The sequence below is a fragment of the Acidipropionibacterium thoenii DSM 20276 genome, from assembly GCF_000423445.1.
GTDB lineage: Bacteria > Actinomycetota > Actinomycetes > Propionibacteriales > Propionibacteriaceae > Acidipropionibacterium > Acidipropionibacterium thoenii.
Map to the genome: position 1 here is coordinate 84,657 of NZ_KE384018.1, position 14,596 is coordinate 99,252.

General features: G+C 69.3%; 11 protein-coding genes and 2 pseudogenes. 6 read left to right on the top strand and 7 right to left on the bottom strand.

What is annotated here, in order from left to right; translation table 11 throughout:
* Positions 1 to 50: 50 nt before the first annotated feature.
* Together purD and purB are read left to right on the top strand one after the other, a co-directional pair.
* Positions 51 to 1,376, top strand: coding sequence for a phosphoribosylamine--glycine ligase (gene purD, locus G554_RS0109825; RefSeq protein ID WP_027587751.1), 1,326 nt, complete (start codon positions 51 to 53; stop codon positions 1,374 to 1,376).
* Positions 1,377 to 1,431: 55 nt separating this feature from the next.
* On the top strand, positions 1,432 to 2,865 hold the full coding sequence (gene purB, locus G554_RS0109830) for an adenylosuccinate lyase (protein ID WP_027587752.1): 1,434 nt from the start codon (positions 1,432 to 1,434) through the stop codon (positions 2,863 to 2,865).
* 74 nt (positions 2,866 to 2,939) lie between these two features.
* Here purB and G554_RS0109835 read toward each other — a convergent pair whose 3' ends face one another.
* The 3 genes from G554_RS0109835 to ahpC form a co-directional block, all read right to left on the bottom strand.
* The gene (locus G554_RS0109835) at positions 2,940 to 3,875 is read right to left on the bottom strand and encodes a hydrogen peroxide-inducible genes activator (RefSeq protein WP_027587753.1); all 936 of its coding nucleotides are present in this window, start codon (positions 3,873 to 3,875) and stop codon (positions 2,940 to 2,942) included.
* 18 nt (positions 3,876 to 3,893) lie between these two features.
* Entirely contained in the window at positions 3,894 to 5,498 is a 1,605-nt protein-coding gene (gene ahpF / locus G554_RS0109840; RefSeq protein WP_027587754.1) for an alkyl hydroperoxide reductase subunit F, read from the bottom strand.
* 152 nt (positions 5,499 to 5,650) lie between these two features.
* Positions 5,651 to 6,214: an alkyl hydroperoxide reductase subunit C gene (gene ahpC / locus G554_RS0109845; RefSeq protein WP_027587755.1), complete on the bottom strand. Its 564-nt coding sequence runs from the start codon at positions 6,212 to 6,214 to the stop codon at positions 5,651 to 5,653.
* A 164-nt stretch (positions 6,215 to 6,378) separates the two neighbouring features.
* On the opposite strand from ahpC, the gene G554_RS0109850 reads away from it, so the two are divergent.
* The 4 genes from G554_RS0109850 (at position 6,379) to G554_RS0109865 (ending at position 10,819) form a co-directional block, all read left to right on the top strand.
* Positions 6,379 to 7,527, top strand: a complete 1,149-nt coding sequence (locus G554_RS0109850) for a phosphoribosylaminoimidazolesuccinocarboxamide synthase (protein WP_027587756.1) — start codon at positions 6,379 to 6,381, stop codon at positions 7,525 to 7,527.
* 1 nt (position 7,528) lies between these two features.
* Positions 7,529 to 8,206 carry a phosphoribosylformylglycinamidine synthase subunit PurQ gene (gene purQ / locus G554_RS0109855; protein ID WP_027587757.1) on the top strand — a complete coding sequence of 226 codons (678 nt, stop codon included), beginning with the start codon at positions 7,529 to 7,531 and terminating at the stop codon, positions 8,204 to 8,206.
* A gap of 134 nt (positions 8,207 to 8,340) precedes the next feature.
* The gene (locus tag G554_RS15775) at positions 8,341 to 9,807 is read left to right on the top strand and encodes an amino acid permease (protein WP_036925474.1); all 1,467 of its coding nucleotides are present in this window, start codon (positions 8,341 to 8,343) and stop codon (positions 9,805 to 9,807) included.
* A 13-nt stretch (positions 9,808 to 9,820) separates the two neighbouring features.
* A complete protein-coding gene (locus tag G554_RS0109865) occupies positions 9,821 to 10,819 on the top strand; it encodes an asparaginase (protein WP_027587758.1) in 999 nt (332 codons plus the stop codon).
* A 32-nt stretch (positions 10,820 to 10,851) separates the two neighbouring features.
* Here the strand turns inward: G554_RS0109865 and G554_RS18590 are convergent.
* From G554_RS18590 to G554_RS0109880, 4 genes and pseudogenes are all read right to left on the bottom strand, one after another.
* Positions 10,852 to 12,164 (bottom strand): annotated as a pseudogene (locus tag G554_RS18590) (MFS transporter).
* 167 nt (positions 12,165 to 12,331) lie between these two features.
* Positions 12,332 to 13,096, bottom strand: a complete 765-nt coding sequence (locus tag G554_RS18145) for an aminotransferase class I/II-fold pyridoxal phosphate-dependent enzyme (RefSeq protein WP_211220460.1) — start codon at positions 13,094 to 13,096, stop codon at positions 12,332 to 12,334.
* Positions 13,097 to 13,484: 388 nt separating this feature from the next.
* Positions 13,485 to 13,712: pseudogene (locus G554_RS18710) on the bottom strand (GntR family transcriptional regulator); the annotation flags it as partial.
* 60 nt (positions 13,713 to 13,772) lie between these two features.
* Entirely contained in the window at positions 13,773 to 14,561 is a 789-nt protein-coding gene (locus G554_RS0109880) for an SDR family oxidoreductase (protein WP_051232853.1), read from the bottom strand.
* Positions 14,562 to 14,596 lie beyond the last annotated feature (35 nt).

Consider the following 14,596-nt stretch of genomic DNA (forward strand, 5'->3'; position numbering starts at 1 on the left):
TGCCACCTCCGCTGTTCCCCACGTCATCTAGTGTTGTCCCCGTGACCGAGATGACTGTCCTCGTCCTGGGTTCGGGTGGCCGCGAGCACGCGATCGCCCTGGCCATTTCCAGAGACCCGCAGGTGCGCGACCTGCACGTGGCCCCGGGCAACCCCGGCACGGCGTCATTCGCCACCAATCATCCGGTCGCCCTCACCGATCCTGACGCGGTGGTCGCGCTGGCCCAGCAGGTCGGGGCCGACCTGGTCGTGGTCGGGCCCGAGGCGCCACTGGTGGCAGGGGTCGCCGACGCGGTGCGGGCCGCCGGTATCGACTGCTTCGGACCGGGCGCGCAGGCGGCCCGGTTGGAGGGCTCCAAGGCCTTCGCCAAGGAGGTGATGGCAGCCGCCGGGGTGCCCACCGCCGATGCCGTCAACTGCGTCGACCTGGACGAGGTCGAGGTCGCACTCACCCGGTTCGGCGCACCTCACGTCGTCAAGGACGACGGGCTGGCAGCGGGCAAGGGAGTGGTCGTCACCAGCGACCGCAAGGCCGCCGTCGAGCACGCCCGGCGCTGCCTGGAGGCCGGCCATCCGGTGGTCATCGAGGACTACCTCAAAGGTTCCGAGGTGAGCCTGTTCGCGATCTGCGACGGGACCAGAGCCCTTCCCCTTCAGCCAGCCCAGGACTTCAAGCGGGTCGGCAACGGCGGCACCGGCCCCAACACCGGCGGGATGGGCGCCTACACCCCGCTGCCATGGGCCCCCACCGATCTGGTCGAGCAGGTCTCCCGCGAGGTCATCGCCCCCACCCTGGCCGAGATGAACAGGCGCGACACTCCCTTCCAGGGACTGCTCTACGTGGGCCTGGCACTGACCGCGGAGGGCCCCAAGGTCGTCGAGTTCAACGTCCGCTTCGGCGACCCGGAGACCGAGCCGCTGCTGTCCCTTCTCACCACCCCGCTGGCCCAGGTGATGCGTGCCGCGGCCCGTGGCGACCTGTCGCAGTTCGGTGAGGGCCTGGAGTTCCGCACCGGCTTCGCTGTCGGGGTGGTGCTGGCCTCCGAGGGTTATCCGGGGACGCCGGAGACCGGCCGACCGATCACCGGGGCCGAGTCGCCAGACGGTGGCCCCGATCCCGACGTCATCCATGCCGGCACCGCGCTGGACCCCGAAGGTCGGCTGGTCTCGGCCGGCGGGCGGGTGCTGGTGGCTCTGGGCCACGGCGAGACGCTGACCGGGGCCCGGCAGGCCGCCTACACCCGACTGTCGCGCATCGAGCTGCCAGGCGGCTTCCATCGCGATGACATCGCCCTGACCGCCGCCGAGGAGGAGGCCTTCACCGCGATGTCGGAGCCCACCTCTCCCTCGCCGTCCGACCCGGCGCAGTCCGAGTAGACCCGGCCCGCCGAACGACGTCGCCAGTTTCCCTCAACCCCTCAGGAGAGCGCCCGTGAGCGTGCCCAATGTCCTCGCCAACCGTTACGCCTCGGCCCAGATGCGCGAGATCTGGTCCCCGGAGAACAAGATCAGGGCCGAACGGCGGCTGTGGATCGCGGTGCTGGCCGAGCAGATCGCACTGGGCGTGCCACTGGGCGGAGACGATCCCGAGCAGGTGCTCGATGACTACCGCAAGGTGGTCGACCGGGTCGACCTGGAGTCCATCGCCGCCCGCGAGCGGATCACCCGACACGATGTCAAGGCCCGGATCGAGGAGTTCAACGCGCTGGCCGGCCACGAGCACATCCACAAGGGGATGACCAGCCGGGACCTCACCGAGAACATCGAGCAGCACCAGGTGCTGGTCTCGCTGAACCTGATCCGCGACCGGATGGTCGCCGCCCTGGCCCAGCTGGCCCGGCTGGCTGCGCAGTACTCCGACCAGCCGATCGCCGGGCGCTCGCACAACGTCGCCGCCCAGGTCACCACCCTGGGCAAGCGGTTCGCCACCATCATCGACGAAATGCTGGTGGCCTACCGGCGGGTGGAGGAACTCATCCAGCGCTACCCGGCTCGCGGCATCAAAGGGCCGATGGGCACCTCCCAGGACATGCTCGACCTGCTCGGGGGCGACGCCGCCAAGCTCGCCACCCTTGAGTCGGCCATCGCCGAGCACCTGGGGTTCAACCACGTGCTCACCTCGACCGGCCAGATCTACCCCCGGTCACTGGACTTCGACGTCATCTCGGCCCTGGTGCAGGTGGCCTGCGGGCCCTCCGACCTGGCCACCGCGATTCGGCTGATGGCCGGTAACGAGCTGGTCACCGAGGGTTTCAAGCCGGGTCAGGTGGGCTCCTCGGCGATGCCCCACAAGATGAATGCGCGTTCCTGCGAGCGGGTGAACGGCTTCCTGGTGGTGCTGCGCGGCTACCTCACGATGGCCACCGGGCTGGCCGGGGTGCAGTGGAACGAGGGAGATGTCTCCTGTTCGGTGGTCCGCCGGGTCGCGCTGCCCGATGCTTTCTACGCCACCGATGGGATGTTCGAGACCTTCCTCACCATCCTCACCGACTTCGGGGCCTTCCCGGCCGTCATCGAGGCCGAGCTCCAGCGCTATCTGCCCTTCCTCACCACCACGAAGGTGCTGATGGCCTGCGTGCGCGCCGGGGTGGGCCGCGAGGACGCCCACGAGGCGATCAAGGAGAACGCCGTCTCGCTGGCCCTTCAGATGCGCGAGACCGGAAGCACCCGCAACGACCTGTTCGACCGGTTGGCCGCCGACGACCGGATCCCGCTGAGTTCTTCCGAGTTGGCCGATCTGGTGACCTCCCCGATCGAGCTGACCGGGGCGGCCCGCGACCAGGTCGCCGCCCTGGTGGGACAGGTGGAGACGATCGTGGCCACCCATCCCGAGGCGGCCCGCTACCTGCCGGGTCAGGTGCTCTGACCCGTTCAGCCGAATGAGGGCTTCTGCCTCACGGGGCCGTCACATCCAGTCCTTCGTGAGGCGGACTCGTCGGCTCACAGGCTGACGGCTTCGAGGGAGGGCTCGGCCCCAAGGGGCTCGACCAGGCCGCCGGGCAGATCTCGCAGCACTCCGATCAGCGCTTTGACGGCACGCCGCTCCAGCACCGGGGCCCGCCCGCACACCACCACGTCGCGATGGGGTCGGGGCTCGGTGAACTCGCGCAGCGCGATCCGGGGATCGGGGGCCATCGGCGGACTCACCGCCATCCGGGGCATCAGAGTGCGTCCCGAACCCGCGGCCACCAGCTGGGAGAGGGTCGCCACCGACCCGGGCCGGATGTCCTTGCGGACACCGGAACCCGAGTCCGCGCACACCTCGAGCACCTGGTCGCGCAGGCAGTGGCCCTCCGACATCAGGATCAGATCCGTGCCGCGCAGCTCAGCCGGATCGAGCGGCCCGGCTGCACGCCCCAGCGGGTCATCAGCCGGGGTGGCCAGCAGGAACTCCTCGCGGAACACCGGCACGCTGCTCAGCCCGGCGGGTACCGCCGAGGCCAGCAGGGCGATGTCGAGCTCGCCGGCGTCCAGCAGCCGCAGCAGGGTGGCGGACTTCTCCTCGACCACCGACAGGCTCACCCCTGGTGCGTCATGCTCCAGGCCGGCGATGAGGTGGGGCAGCAGGTAGGCGGCCAGGGTCGGGAAGATCCCGACCCGTACCTCCCCGGTGACCGGCCCCTCCTGGTCGCGCCCGGCCCAGCTGATGTCCTCGGCGAGGGACAGCATCTGACGCGCCGGGCCGATCACCCGACGCCCCAGCTCGGTGAGCTCGATCCGCGGACCGCGCAGCACCAGGGGGCCGCCGAGCTCCTCCTCGAAACGGCGCAGCTGCGCCGAGAGGGTCGGCTGGCTGACCCCGCACCTGGCCGCGGCCCGACCGAAATGACGCTCATCGGCCAGCGCGACCAGGTACTCCACCCATCGCAGGTTCATGACTCCAGTCAACCGCGCTCAGGAGGCATTCGCCAGGGTCCTGGCGGCCCCGGCGGTACGGATGATGTGATCGAAGGCGCCCAGTGCCGCGGTGGCACCCGATCCCATCGAGATGATGATCTGCTTGTAGGGCTGGGTGGTGCAGTCGCCGGCGGCGAAGACGCCGGGCACCGAGGTGGCGCCGCGGGTGTTGACGACGATCTCCCCGCGCTTGGTGAGGTTGACCGCCCCCTCCAGCCACTCGGTATTGGGCAGCAGACCGATCTGGACGAAGATCCCGCGCACCGGCACGGTGCGCAGCTCCCCGGAGTTGCGGTCGCGGTACTCCAGGCCGGTGACGTGCGAGCCGTCACCGATCACCTGGGTCGACTGGGCCGAGGTGATGACATCGACATTGGGCAGCGACTCCAGGGTCGCCAGCAGCACGGCGTCGGCCTTGAGGGAGTCCATGAACTCGAAGACGGTGACATGCCGGGTGACACCGGCCAGGTCGATGGCCGCCTCGATGCCGGAGTTGCCGCCGCCGACCACAGCGACGTCCTGACCCTTGAACAGCGGTCCGTCGCAGTGCGGGCAGTAGGTGACCCCCTTGGTCTTGTACTCCTGCTCGCCGGGCACCCCGAGCTGACGCCAGCGGGCGCCGGTGGCCAGCACCACGGCCTTGGCGCGCAGCTCGCCGCCATTGAAGCGGACGCCGGTCAGGCCGTCGGCACCGGCCTCGATGAGCTCGGCGGCATGCTGACCCTCGATCGCATCGATCTGGTAGTCGGCGACGTGGGCGCCCAGCGCGGCACCGAGCTGGGGGCCGGTGGTGTGGGGCACCGAGATGAGGTTCTCGATGGACTCGGTGTCGAGCACCTGGCCACCGATCCGCTCGCCGACCATCGCGGTGCGGATCCCCTTGCGAGCCGCGTAGACGGCGGCGGCAGCTCCGGCCGGGCCCGAGCCCACCACCAGGACGTCGTAGGGATCGCGCTGGGACAGGTCCTCGGCGGCCTGCTCGGCGGCCGAGGAGTCCAGCTTCGCGAGGATGTCGGCCATCGTCATCCGCCCCGAACCCCACTCCTTGCCGTCCAGGTAGATGGCGGGCACCGACTGGATGCCCTTGGCCTTGACCTCGTCGGCGAACGCTCCGCCCTCCACGGCGGTGTGCCTGATGCGGGGGTTGGTGATGCTCATGGCGTTGAGGGCCTGGACCACGGTGGGGCAGTTCTGGCAGGTCAGCGACATGTAGGTGGTGAACTCGTGGTCGCCGGACAGGCCGCGGACGGCGTCCAGCAGGGCGGCGTCGGCCTTGACCGGGACCCCGCCGACCTGCAGCAGGGCCAGCACCAGGGAGTTGAACTCGTGACCCATCGGCAGGCCCGCGAAGCGCACCGAGATCTCGGTGCCGGGGCGGGTGATGGCGAAGGAGGGGGTGCGGTCATCGGCCACCGGGTCGGCGACGGTGACCCGCTGGCCGGCAGCGGCGATCTCGCCGAGGAGCTCCATCATCTGGGCGGACTTCCTGGCGGTGGCGGGGTCGGTGGCCGGATCGCTGGCGGGGGAGGGGACCAGGACGACGTCCTCGGTGGTCATCGCCAGGTAGGTCTTGAGCTGTTGGACGAGTGCGGGTTCCAGCATGGGATTTCTCCTTCGAGTGGGAAGAGAGGGGCTGAGCCGGCCGCCGGGGCGGCCGTGGGAGGTGGGGGATGCTGCCTGGGAAACAGCACGGCCCCCGGCAGGTCGGGTCCCTGCCGGGGGCTCGTGGGGTGTGTCTCAGGTGAGCGGGTGGATCAGATCATGCCGACGAGGTCGATGGACGGGGCGAGGGTGTCATCGCCCTCCTCCCACTTGGCCGGGCAGACCTCGCCGGGATGGGCGGCGATGTACTGGGCGGCCTTGACCTTGCGGACCAGCTCCTCGGCATTGCGGCCGATCCCCTCGGCGGTCAGCTCGTAGAACTGGATGACTCCCTGCGGGTCGACCAGGAAGGTGGCCCGGTCGGCTTGGCCGGCGCCCACCCTCTCGACGTCGAAGTTGCGGGTGAGCTGCAGGCTCGGGTCACCGATCATCGTGTACTGGACCTTGCTCACGGTGTCGGACTCGGTGTGCCAGGCCTTGTGGACGAAGTGCGAGTCGGTGGAGACCGAGAACACCTCGACGCCGAGCTTCTGCAGCTCGTCGTAGTGGTCGGCCAGATCGCCCAGCTCGGTGGGGCACACGAAGGTGAAGTCGCCCGGGTAGAAGAAGAAGATGGCCCACTTGCCGGCCACGTCGGCCTCCGAGACGTCGATGAACTCACCGTTCCGGTAGGCGTGCTCCTGGAAGGGGAGGATCTTGGTGTTGATCAGACTCATCAGTGACCTTCTTGGTTGGTGTTCTCGACAACTGATAGACGCAGACTATCACGAATGGTCGGACCAATAGAGGTCGCGTATCGAGATGCGACCCCGGCCCCTGGCTTGGCGAGGCCGCTGTCCACCTCGGACAACGGTGGCGTGGGCCGTGACAGAATGACCGCATGGCCAGCTCCACCGATGATCTCGGGCTTCCACTGCTCAGCGAGGGCAAGGTGCGTCGCATCTACCGGCTGCCCGATCAGCCAGGACGGCTGCTGATGGTCGCCACCGATCGGATCAGCGCCTACGACCACATCCTGTCCCCCGACATCCCCGACAAGGGCAAGGTGCTCACCGGTATCTCGCTGTGGTGGTTCGACCAGTTGGGCGACATCGTCCCCAACCACCTCATCTCCACCGATGTCCCCGAGGCGGTCGCGGGCCGGGCGATGGTCGTCGAGGAGCTCTCCATGTTCCCCGTGGAGTGCGTGGTGCGCGGATATCTCACCGGGTCGGGATGGGCCGAGTACCAGGACCACGGCCAGGTGTGCGGCATCCCGCTTCCGGAGGGTCTCCAGGACGGCTCGCGGCTTCCCGAGCCGATCTTCACCCCGGCCACCAAGGCCGAGTACGGCGAGCACGACGAGAACATCGACTTCGACACCCTGGTCACCATCGTCGGCCCCCAGGTGGCTGGCGAGCTGCGGCGGCTGTCCCTGGCGATCTACTCCCGTGCCGAGCAGATCGCCCGTGACCACGGCATCATCCTGGCCGACACCAAGGTCGAGTTCGGGGCCCGCGCCGACGGCACCATCGTGCTGGGCGATGAGGTCCTCACCCCCGACTCCTCCCGATTCTGGGACGCCGACCAGTGGGCCCCCGGTGGTGCCAATCCCTCCTACGACAAGCAGTTCGTCCGTGACTGGCTGACCCAGGAGTCCGGCTGGGACCGGCACGGCGACCAGCAGCCCCCGGCACTGCCGGCCGAGATCGTGGCCGCCACCCGGGACCGCTACCTGGAGGCCTGGACCGCGATGACCGGCCTCGACGACCCGTTGGGCGCCGCGGCCACCGATGCCGATAGGATCACGCCCATGGCACGTGTTGTGGTGGACGTCATGCCGAAGCCCGAGATCCTCGACCCGCAGGGGAAGGCCATCACCGGCGCCCTGGGACGGCGGTCTCACGAGGGGCTGACGGTCCGGCAGGGTAAGCGTTTCGAGATCACCGGTGAGGGAGTCGAGGACCGGCTCGAGGAGATCAGGCAGATCGCCGACGAGATGCTGGCCAATACCGTCATCGAGTCCTATGACATCCACGTGGAGCGCTGAGATGGCCCCACGGATCGGTGTGGTCACCTTCCCGGGCACCCTCGATGATCAGGACGCCGTCCGCGCGATCCGGCTGGGAGGCGGCGAGCCGGTGCAGCTGTGGCACGCCTCGGCCGACCTCAAGGGGGTCGACGCCGTCATCCTTCCCGGTGGCTTCTCCTACGGCGACTACCTGCGTGCCGGTGCCATCGCGGCGCTGTCGCCGGTGATGACCTCGGTGCGGGCCGCGGCCGGCAAGGGCCTGCCGGTGCTGGGGATCTGCAACGGCTTCCAGGTGTTGTGCGAGGCACGGCTGCTGCCGGGCACCCTGATGCGCAATGAGCAGCAGCGATTCAAGTGCTCGGTCCAGGAGCTGGTCGTCGAGAGCATCGACACGGTGTGGACCTGCGACTTCGCCCCCCGGCAGGCGATCCGGATCCCCGCCAAGCACGGCGAGGGGAACTACGTCGCCGATGCCGCGACGCTGGCGGCCATCGAGGCCAACAACCAGGTGGTCTTCCGCTACCTCCACAACCCCAACGGATCCGAGCACGACATCGCCGGGGTCACCAACGAGACCGGAAATGTCGTCGGCCTGATGCCCCACCCCGAACACGCTGTCGAGGGGTTGACCGGCGGCAGCACCGACGGTCTGGGATTCCTCTCCTCGGTACGTCGATTCCTCAGCGTCCAGGTCTGAGAGGTCGGGCCGGTCTGTCGCCCACCGGGACGTGTCTCATGATGTGGAAGGTGTGAGGGCGCCCTGACAGCACACGCCGGCGCCCGCGGCCAATGGTGGTCGGGGCAGCGGTGCGGCGGGGCCATACTTACCCCGTGAATTCGGAAGAGGACACCCGGGTCGTCGACAAGGCCGACGAGGGGTACCAGAAGGGTCTCAAGACCCGCCACATCAGGATGATCGCGATCGGCGGTTCGATCGGTACCGGGCTGTTCCTGGGTGCCGGCGGCCGGCTGGCGAACGGCGGGCCGGCACTGGCCATCGCCTACGCGATCTGCGGGTTGTTCGCCTTCATCATGGTCCGGGCGCTCGGCGAGCTGTCCATCCACCGGCCCTCCTCGGGAGCCTTCGTCTCCTACGCCCGTGAGTTCATGGGGGAGAAGGGTGCCTACATCACCGGCTGGCTGTTCTTCCTCGACTGGGCGACCTCGGTGATGGCCGACATCACAGCCGTCGCCCTCTACCTGCACTTCTGGACCTTCTTCCAGCCTATGCCCCAGTGGCTCCTGGCGATGATCGCCCTGGTGCTGGTCTTCACCCTCAACATGTTCTCGGTGAAGTACTTCGGTGAGGCGGAGTTCTGGTTCGCCGCGATCAAGGTGACGGCCATCGTGGTCTTCATGGCGGTGGCCATCTGGGCCATCATCACCGGTCACGCGGTCGGTAACGACCACGCCGGGCTCTCCAACCTCACCCAGCACGGCGGGTTCTTCCCGATGGGCGTCGCCCCGCTGCTCACCCTGTCGCTGGGCGTCATCTTCGCCTTCGGCGGCACCGAGATGGTCGGCGTGGCCGCCGGCGAGGCCGCCGAGGCCCGCAAGATCCTGCCCAAGGCGGTGAACTCGATGATTCTGCGGATCTTCGTGTTCTACGTCGGCTCGGTGGTCCTGATGACCCTGGTGCTGCCATGGACCGCGTACTCCGGCGATGAGTCCCCCTTCGTCACCTTCTTCGCCCGGATCGGGGTGCCCTATGCCGGCGACATCATGCAGGTGGTGGTGCTGACCGCGGCGCTGTCCTCCCTCAATGCCGGTCTCTACGCCACCGGCCGCACGCTGCGGTCGATGGCTGTGGCCGGGGAGGCCCCGAGGATGGCGGCCAGGTTGAACAGGCACCAGGTTCCGGCCGGGGGCATCGTCATCACCGCCTCGCTGGGACTGATCGGCGTCCTCATCAACTACGTCTACCCCAGCGGCGCCTTCGACATCGTGATGAACCTGGCCGGTATCGGCATCGCGGGCACCTGGATCTCGATCCTGGCCTCCCACGTGATCTTCGTCCGCCGGGCCAGGCGGGGAGACGTCGAGCGCCCCGACTTCCGGCTGCGCGGGGCCCCGGTCACCAATATCGTGGCCATCGTCTTCCTGCTGGTGGTGATCGTGTCGATGTGGTTCGACCCGAAGGTGGGTCGCCCCACGATCTACATGTTCCTGGGCGTCGTCGCACTCCTGGTGATCGGCTGGTTCGCAGTGCGCAATCGCATCAAGGGGGACCTGCTCGACAACATCCTGGACTCCGACGCGACCGACCAGGCCGGCCAGGAGCCCCAGAAGCAGGAATGAGGAGGAGAGTCGGATGAGGGTGGAGATCCTGTACACCGGTGGCACCCTGGGGATGGTCGACACCCCGCAGGGGCTGGCCCCCGGGGCTGATCTGGAGGGCTGGCTGCGCCGGCTCCTGAGCGGCACCGAGCTCGATCGGGGGGTCGAGCTGGTGACCTTCGAGCACCTCATCGACTCGGCCAACGCGACCCCCGAGGACTGGCAGCACATCGTCGATGAGCTGTGGGCGCGGCGCGAGGACGCCGACGCCTTCGTCGTCCTGCACGGCACCGACACGATGGCCTATGCCGCGGCGGCACTGTCCTACGCACTCACCGGGTTCGACAAGCCGGTGGTGCTCACCGGCGCCCAGTACCCGCTGGGAGTGGTGGGCACCGACGCCGCCCCCAATGTCACCGGGGCGCTACGGGCAGCGATGGCCGGGCGGTCCTTCGGGGTGGCGATCTTCTTCGGCCACAAGCTGCTGCGGGGCACCCGGGTCACCAAGACCTCATCGTGGGCCTTCCAGGGTTTCGGCTCCCCGAGCGTTCCCGAGCTGGCGCGGACCGGGGCCCCCTGGCAGTGGACCGCTCCCGGTCCGCGCGGATGCGGCTGGGAGGGCCCTGAGGCCTACCGCCGGTGCGACGTCGCGGTGCTGGACCTCGCCCCGGGGATCACCGCCGACCGGCTGGCCGCGATGCTGGATCCCCGTCCGGAGGCCGTGGTGCTGAGGGCCTTCGGGGTGGGCAACGCGCCGAGCGACGAGCCCGGACTGGTCGACGTGATCGCCGGAACCATCTCCGCCGGAGTGCCGGTGGTGGTCACCTCCCAGTGCCACCAGGCCGATGTGCTGCTGGGACACTACGAGGCCGGCTGGCAGCTGGCCCGGGCAGGGGCGATCGGATCGGCGGACATGACCCTGGAGGCGGTCTACGCCAAGCTGGTGTTCCTGCTCTCCCAAGGCCTGGACGCCGAGCAGGTGGCCCGCTGGATGGGCACCAGCATCGCCGGGGAGCTCACCGTCAGGAGCTGAGCCCGGATGGGTCGCGGATCACCGGCCGCGGCTCAGCCCTGCTGGTCCAGTCGGGCGCTCTGGCGGGTGATGACGTCGTGCCAGGGCGGCAGCTCGATGCCCTCGGCGGTCATTCTGCGCCGCAGCCGACGTCGGCAGTCCAGGATGCCGACGATCCCGACGGCGAAGAGGACCAGCTGGCTGCTCATCGCCCAGCGGAAGCCCGTCAAGGTGTAGGCCCCGCCGGGGCACAGCCAGTCCAGCAGCACGCCGATCGCCTGGATGAGGATCAGAGCCGCGGTGAACCCGCCCATGATGGCGATTCCGGTGGCGGCCCCCAGCCGGTGCGGCTGGTGCTCGGTGCGCAGCACGTCGATCCCCACCGATCCACCGGGGATCGACAGTCCCAGGCACACCGAGAGCACCATCAGCAGCCACAGCGGTGCCCGCCCCGGCCACAGCAGCACCGCGATCCACGGCGCGACCGACAGGCTCACCATGAGCACCACCAGGCTGGCGCGGTTGAGCGGGTTCTGTCTGGTGAGCCGGGCGGCGATCGGTCCTGACATCGCCGAGGCCAGCACGTAGCAGGTCATCAGAGTGGATGCGGCAGCCGTCGAGCGGCCCTCGGCGCGGGTGAGATAGGGCATCCCCCACATCATCGAGTAGACGATCCCGGCGAAGTTGGTGGACCAGTGGCACCAGAGGCGACGCCGGTGGCAGGATGCCTGATCACCTCGAGGAGATCCTGCGGCATCTCCCGCAGCGGGATGGTGGAACGCTGACCGGTGGCCCCGGCCGGGGCGTCGCGCAGCAGCACCGCGCTGGTGACGATGCCCACCGCGGCGATGCCGGCCGCCACCAGGCAGGTGGTGCGCCATCCCCGGTTCTCCACCAGGGCGACCAGCCCGACGGTCGAGCCGATCTGTCCGACCTGGCCCAGCAGCGCGGTGATCTGGGTCAGCATCGGCACCTGTCTCGGTGGGAACCACACCGGCAGGAGCCTGATGGCCGCACCGAAGGTGCAGGCATCCCCGGCACCCACCAGGACGCGGGCCAGGATGGCCATCGGGATCTGGTCCGAGACGGCGATCAGCAGCTGTCCGATCGTCATCAGGACCGCTCCCAGGGTGATCACCAGGCGGGGCCCCACCCGGTCGAGGAGCATCCCGGCCGGCAGCTGGGCCACCGCGTAGACCGCCAGCTGCAGCACCATGAAGGTGGCCACGATGCCGGCCGAGGCGTGGAAGTGGGTGGAGGCGGTCAGCCCCATCACGCCCAGCGAGCTGCGCTGCAGCACCGCGAACATATAGGCGAGAGCGGCGGCTCCCAGAACGATCCAACTTCGAGTCGACGCTTCTGGCATCACAGATCGGGGGGCGGACACGAGGGACGAGCCTAATCCTGCCCGGTCGGCGGGGCCGCGATGGCGAGCCGGTGTTCAGATCGGCTGCCGGGAGGCTGCAAGAGGGTGCAGCGCCGCTGCCGGCACCCGGCTGGCACGCAGAGCCGGCACCGCGCAGCCAGCTGGCATCACTCGGCCAGGGCACCGGCGGCCAGGACCGCGGCGATGTCGTCGATGTGGACCCCGCGCAGCGCTCCCAGGCTCACCCGGATATGGCCGGGCCCGGGCTGCCCGGCACCACCGGACCGCTCGGCGAGCATGAACTGGCTGCCCACCGAGACCCGGATCCCGGCGGCCAGCAGCTGGTTGGCGGCGGTCGCCTCGTCACCTACCGGGATCCACATGGTCAGCCCGTCGCCGGGCAGCACCCTCACGCCGTGCTCCGACAGGCTGGCGGCCAGCGCGATACGGCGACGCCGGTACTCGGCGGCGGCCCGGCCCACCTGGGCCTGGGAACCGGGGTCGGTGAGCAGATGGGCCAGCAGCACCTGGAGGAGGTGACTGGTCCACCCCGGGCCCAGCAACCGACGGGCCACCACGGCGTCGATGATCCGGGCCGGCCCGGAGACCGCCGCGACCCTCAGATCGGGCCCGTGGGTCTTCGAGTAGGAGCGGATGTAGACGACGTCGTCCGGCAGGTAGCTGCCGAGGCTGACCGATCTCGCCTGGGTGATCGGCCCGGAGTGGTCGTCCTCGATGACCACCGGGTGGCTGCTGCCAGGCGCCTCCTTGATGGTCTGGGCCAATGCGCGGATCCGGGTGGTCCGCATCGAGACCCCGGTGGGGTTCTGGGCCCGGGGTTGGATGACGACGGCGCGCACCCGGTTCCTCAGAGCACTGTGCAAGGAGTCGGGGGTGACTCCCGAGGAGTCCATGTCCAGCGGGACGGCCACCAGGCCCAGGGCATCCAGGGTGTCGAAGAGGGGGGGGGTAGCCCGGGCTCTCCACCGCCACCTTGTCGCCGAAATGGGTGGTCACCACCAGGGTGCGGAACAAGGCGTCCATCGCACCATTGACCACGGTGATCCGCTGCGGCCGGTAGGGCCAGTCCTCGGTGAGCAGGTGCTCCAGCTCCGGGAGCAGTGGAGGGCTGAAGTAGGAGTCGACATGGAGCGTGGGGTTGTCTCTGGAGACCGCCTGGAGAGCCTCGCTGATGTCGGGCAGTAGATTGGGATCGGGGGTCCCCTCCGACAGATTGAGGGAGACCACCGCGGCCGGGTCGGACTCCCCGCGATAGCGCGGCGGCAGCCAGTTGTTGGGAGGCGGCAGAACGACGGTGCCGGCCCGTCCGCGTGATTCCAGCAGTCCCAGACCGGCCAGGATCTTCCACGCGGAGGCCACGGTGCCGGCACTGACGGAGAGGTTCTCGGCGACCTTCTGGATGACCGGCATCCGGTCCCCGGCACCGATGGTGCCCTGGTAGACCAGCCGGGCGACGCCGGCCGCGATCTGCGCGGGGGCCGTGCCATCGGCGGCCCCCGTGATCTGTTCAACCGAGATTTGAACCATGCCGCATGCTATCGCCGGGGGGCGGGTCCGGAGGGCGACTCCCGGACCCGCCCGCAGGGTTCAGATCGTGGCTCTCCTGGCGATCTTGGTGTTGCTGGCCTGGTCGCGGGGGCGGACGATGACCAGGTCGAGGTTGACATGCTGGGGGCGGGTCAGCGCATACGAGATGACATCGGCGATGTCCTCGGCCAGCAGCGGCTGGTAGCCGGCGTAGACCGCCGCGGCCCGCTCGGCGTCCCCGTCGAAGCGCACCATCGAGAAGTCGGTCTCGACATTTCCCGGTGAGATCTCGATCACCCGGATCGGCTCCCCGACGATCTCCCAGCGAAGAGTGGTGGTGAGCATCCGCTCGGCGTGCTTGACCCCGGTGTACCCGGCGCCACCCTCGTAGGGAGCGTGGGCGGCGGTGGAGGTGACCACCAGAATGTCTCCTCCGGTGCCCTTCTGTCCGGCCGCGCGCAGCAGCGGCAGCACCGCCTTGGTGACCCTGAGGGTGCCCAGCACGTTGAGCTGGTACATTCTCAGCCAGCCCTCCAGATCGGCGTCCTCCACCTTGTCCAGGCCCAGTGCCCCGCCGGCATTGTTGACCACCGCGTCCAGCCCGCCGGTCCGGCCCAGGAGCTCGACCAGGGCGGCGACCTCCTCGTCGGAGGTGACGTCGAGCTGGTAGGCCTCGCACCCGGTCTCGGAGGCGAGCTCCTCGAGCCGGTCCGTCCGGCGGGCCGCTGCGATCACGGCGAACCCGTCGGCGGCCAGCCGGCGAACGGTGGCCGCTCCGATACCGGAGGATCCTCCGGTGACCAGAACGCGACGCCGCACGGCGTCATCGGTGAGTGATTCTGCCGACATCGGCACTCCTTCTCCAGGTCCATCTGCTCGGGCTC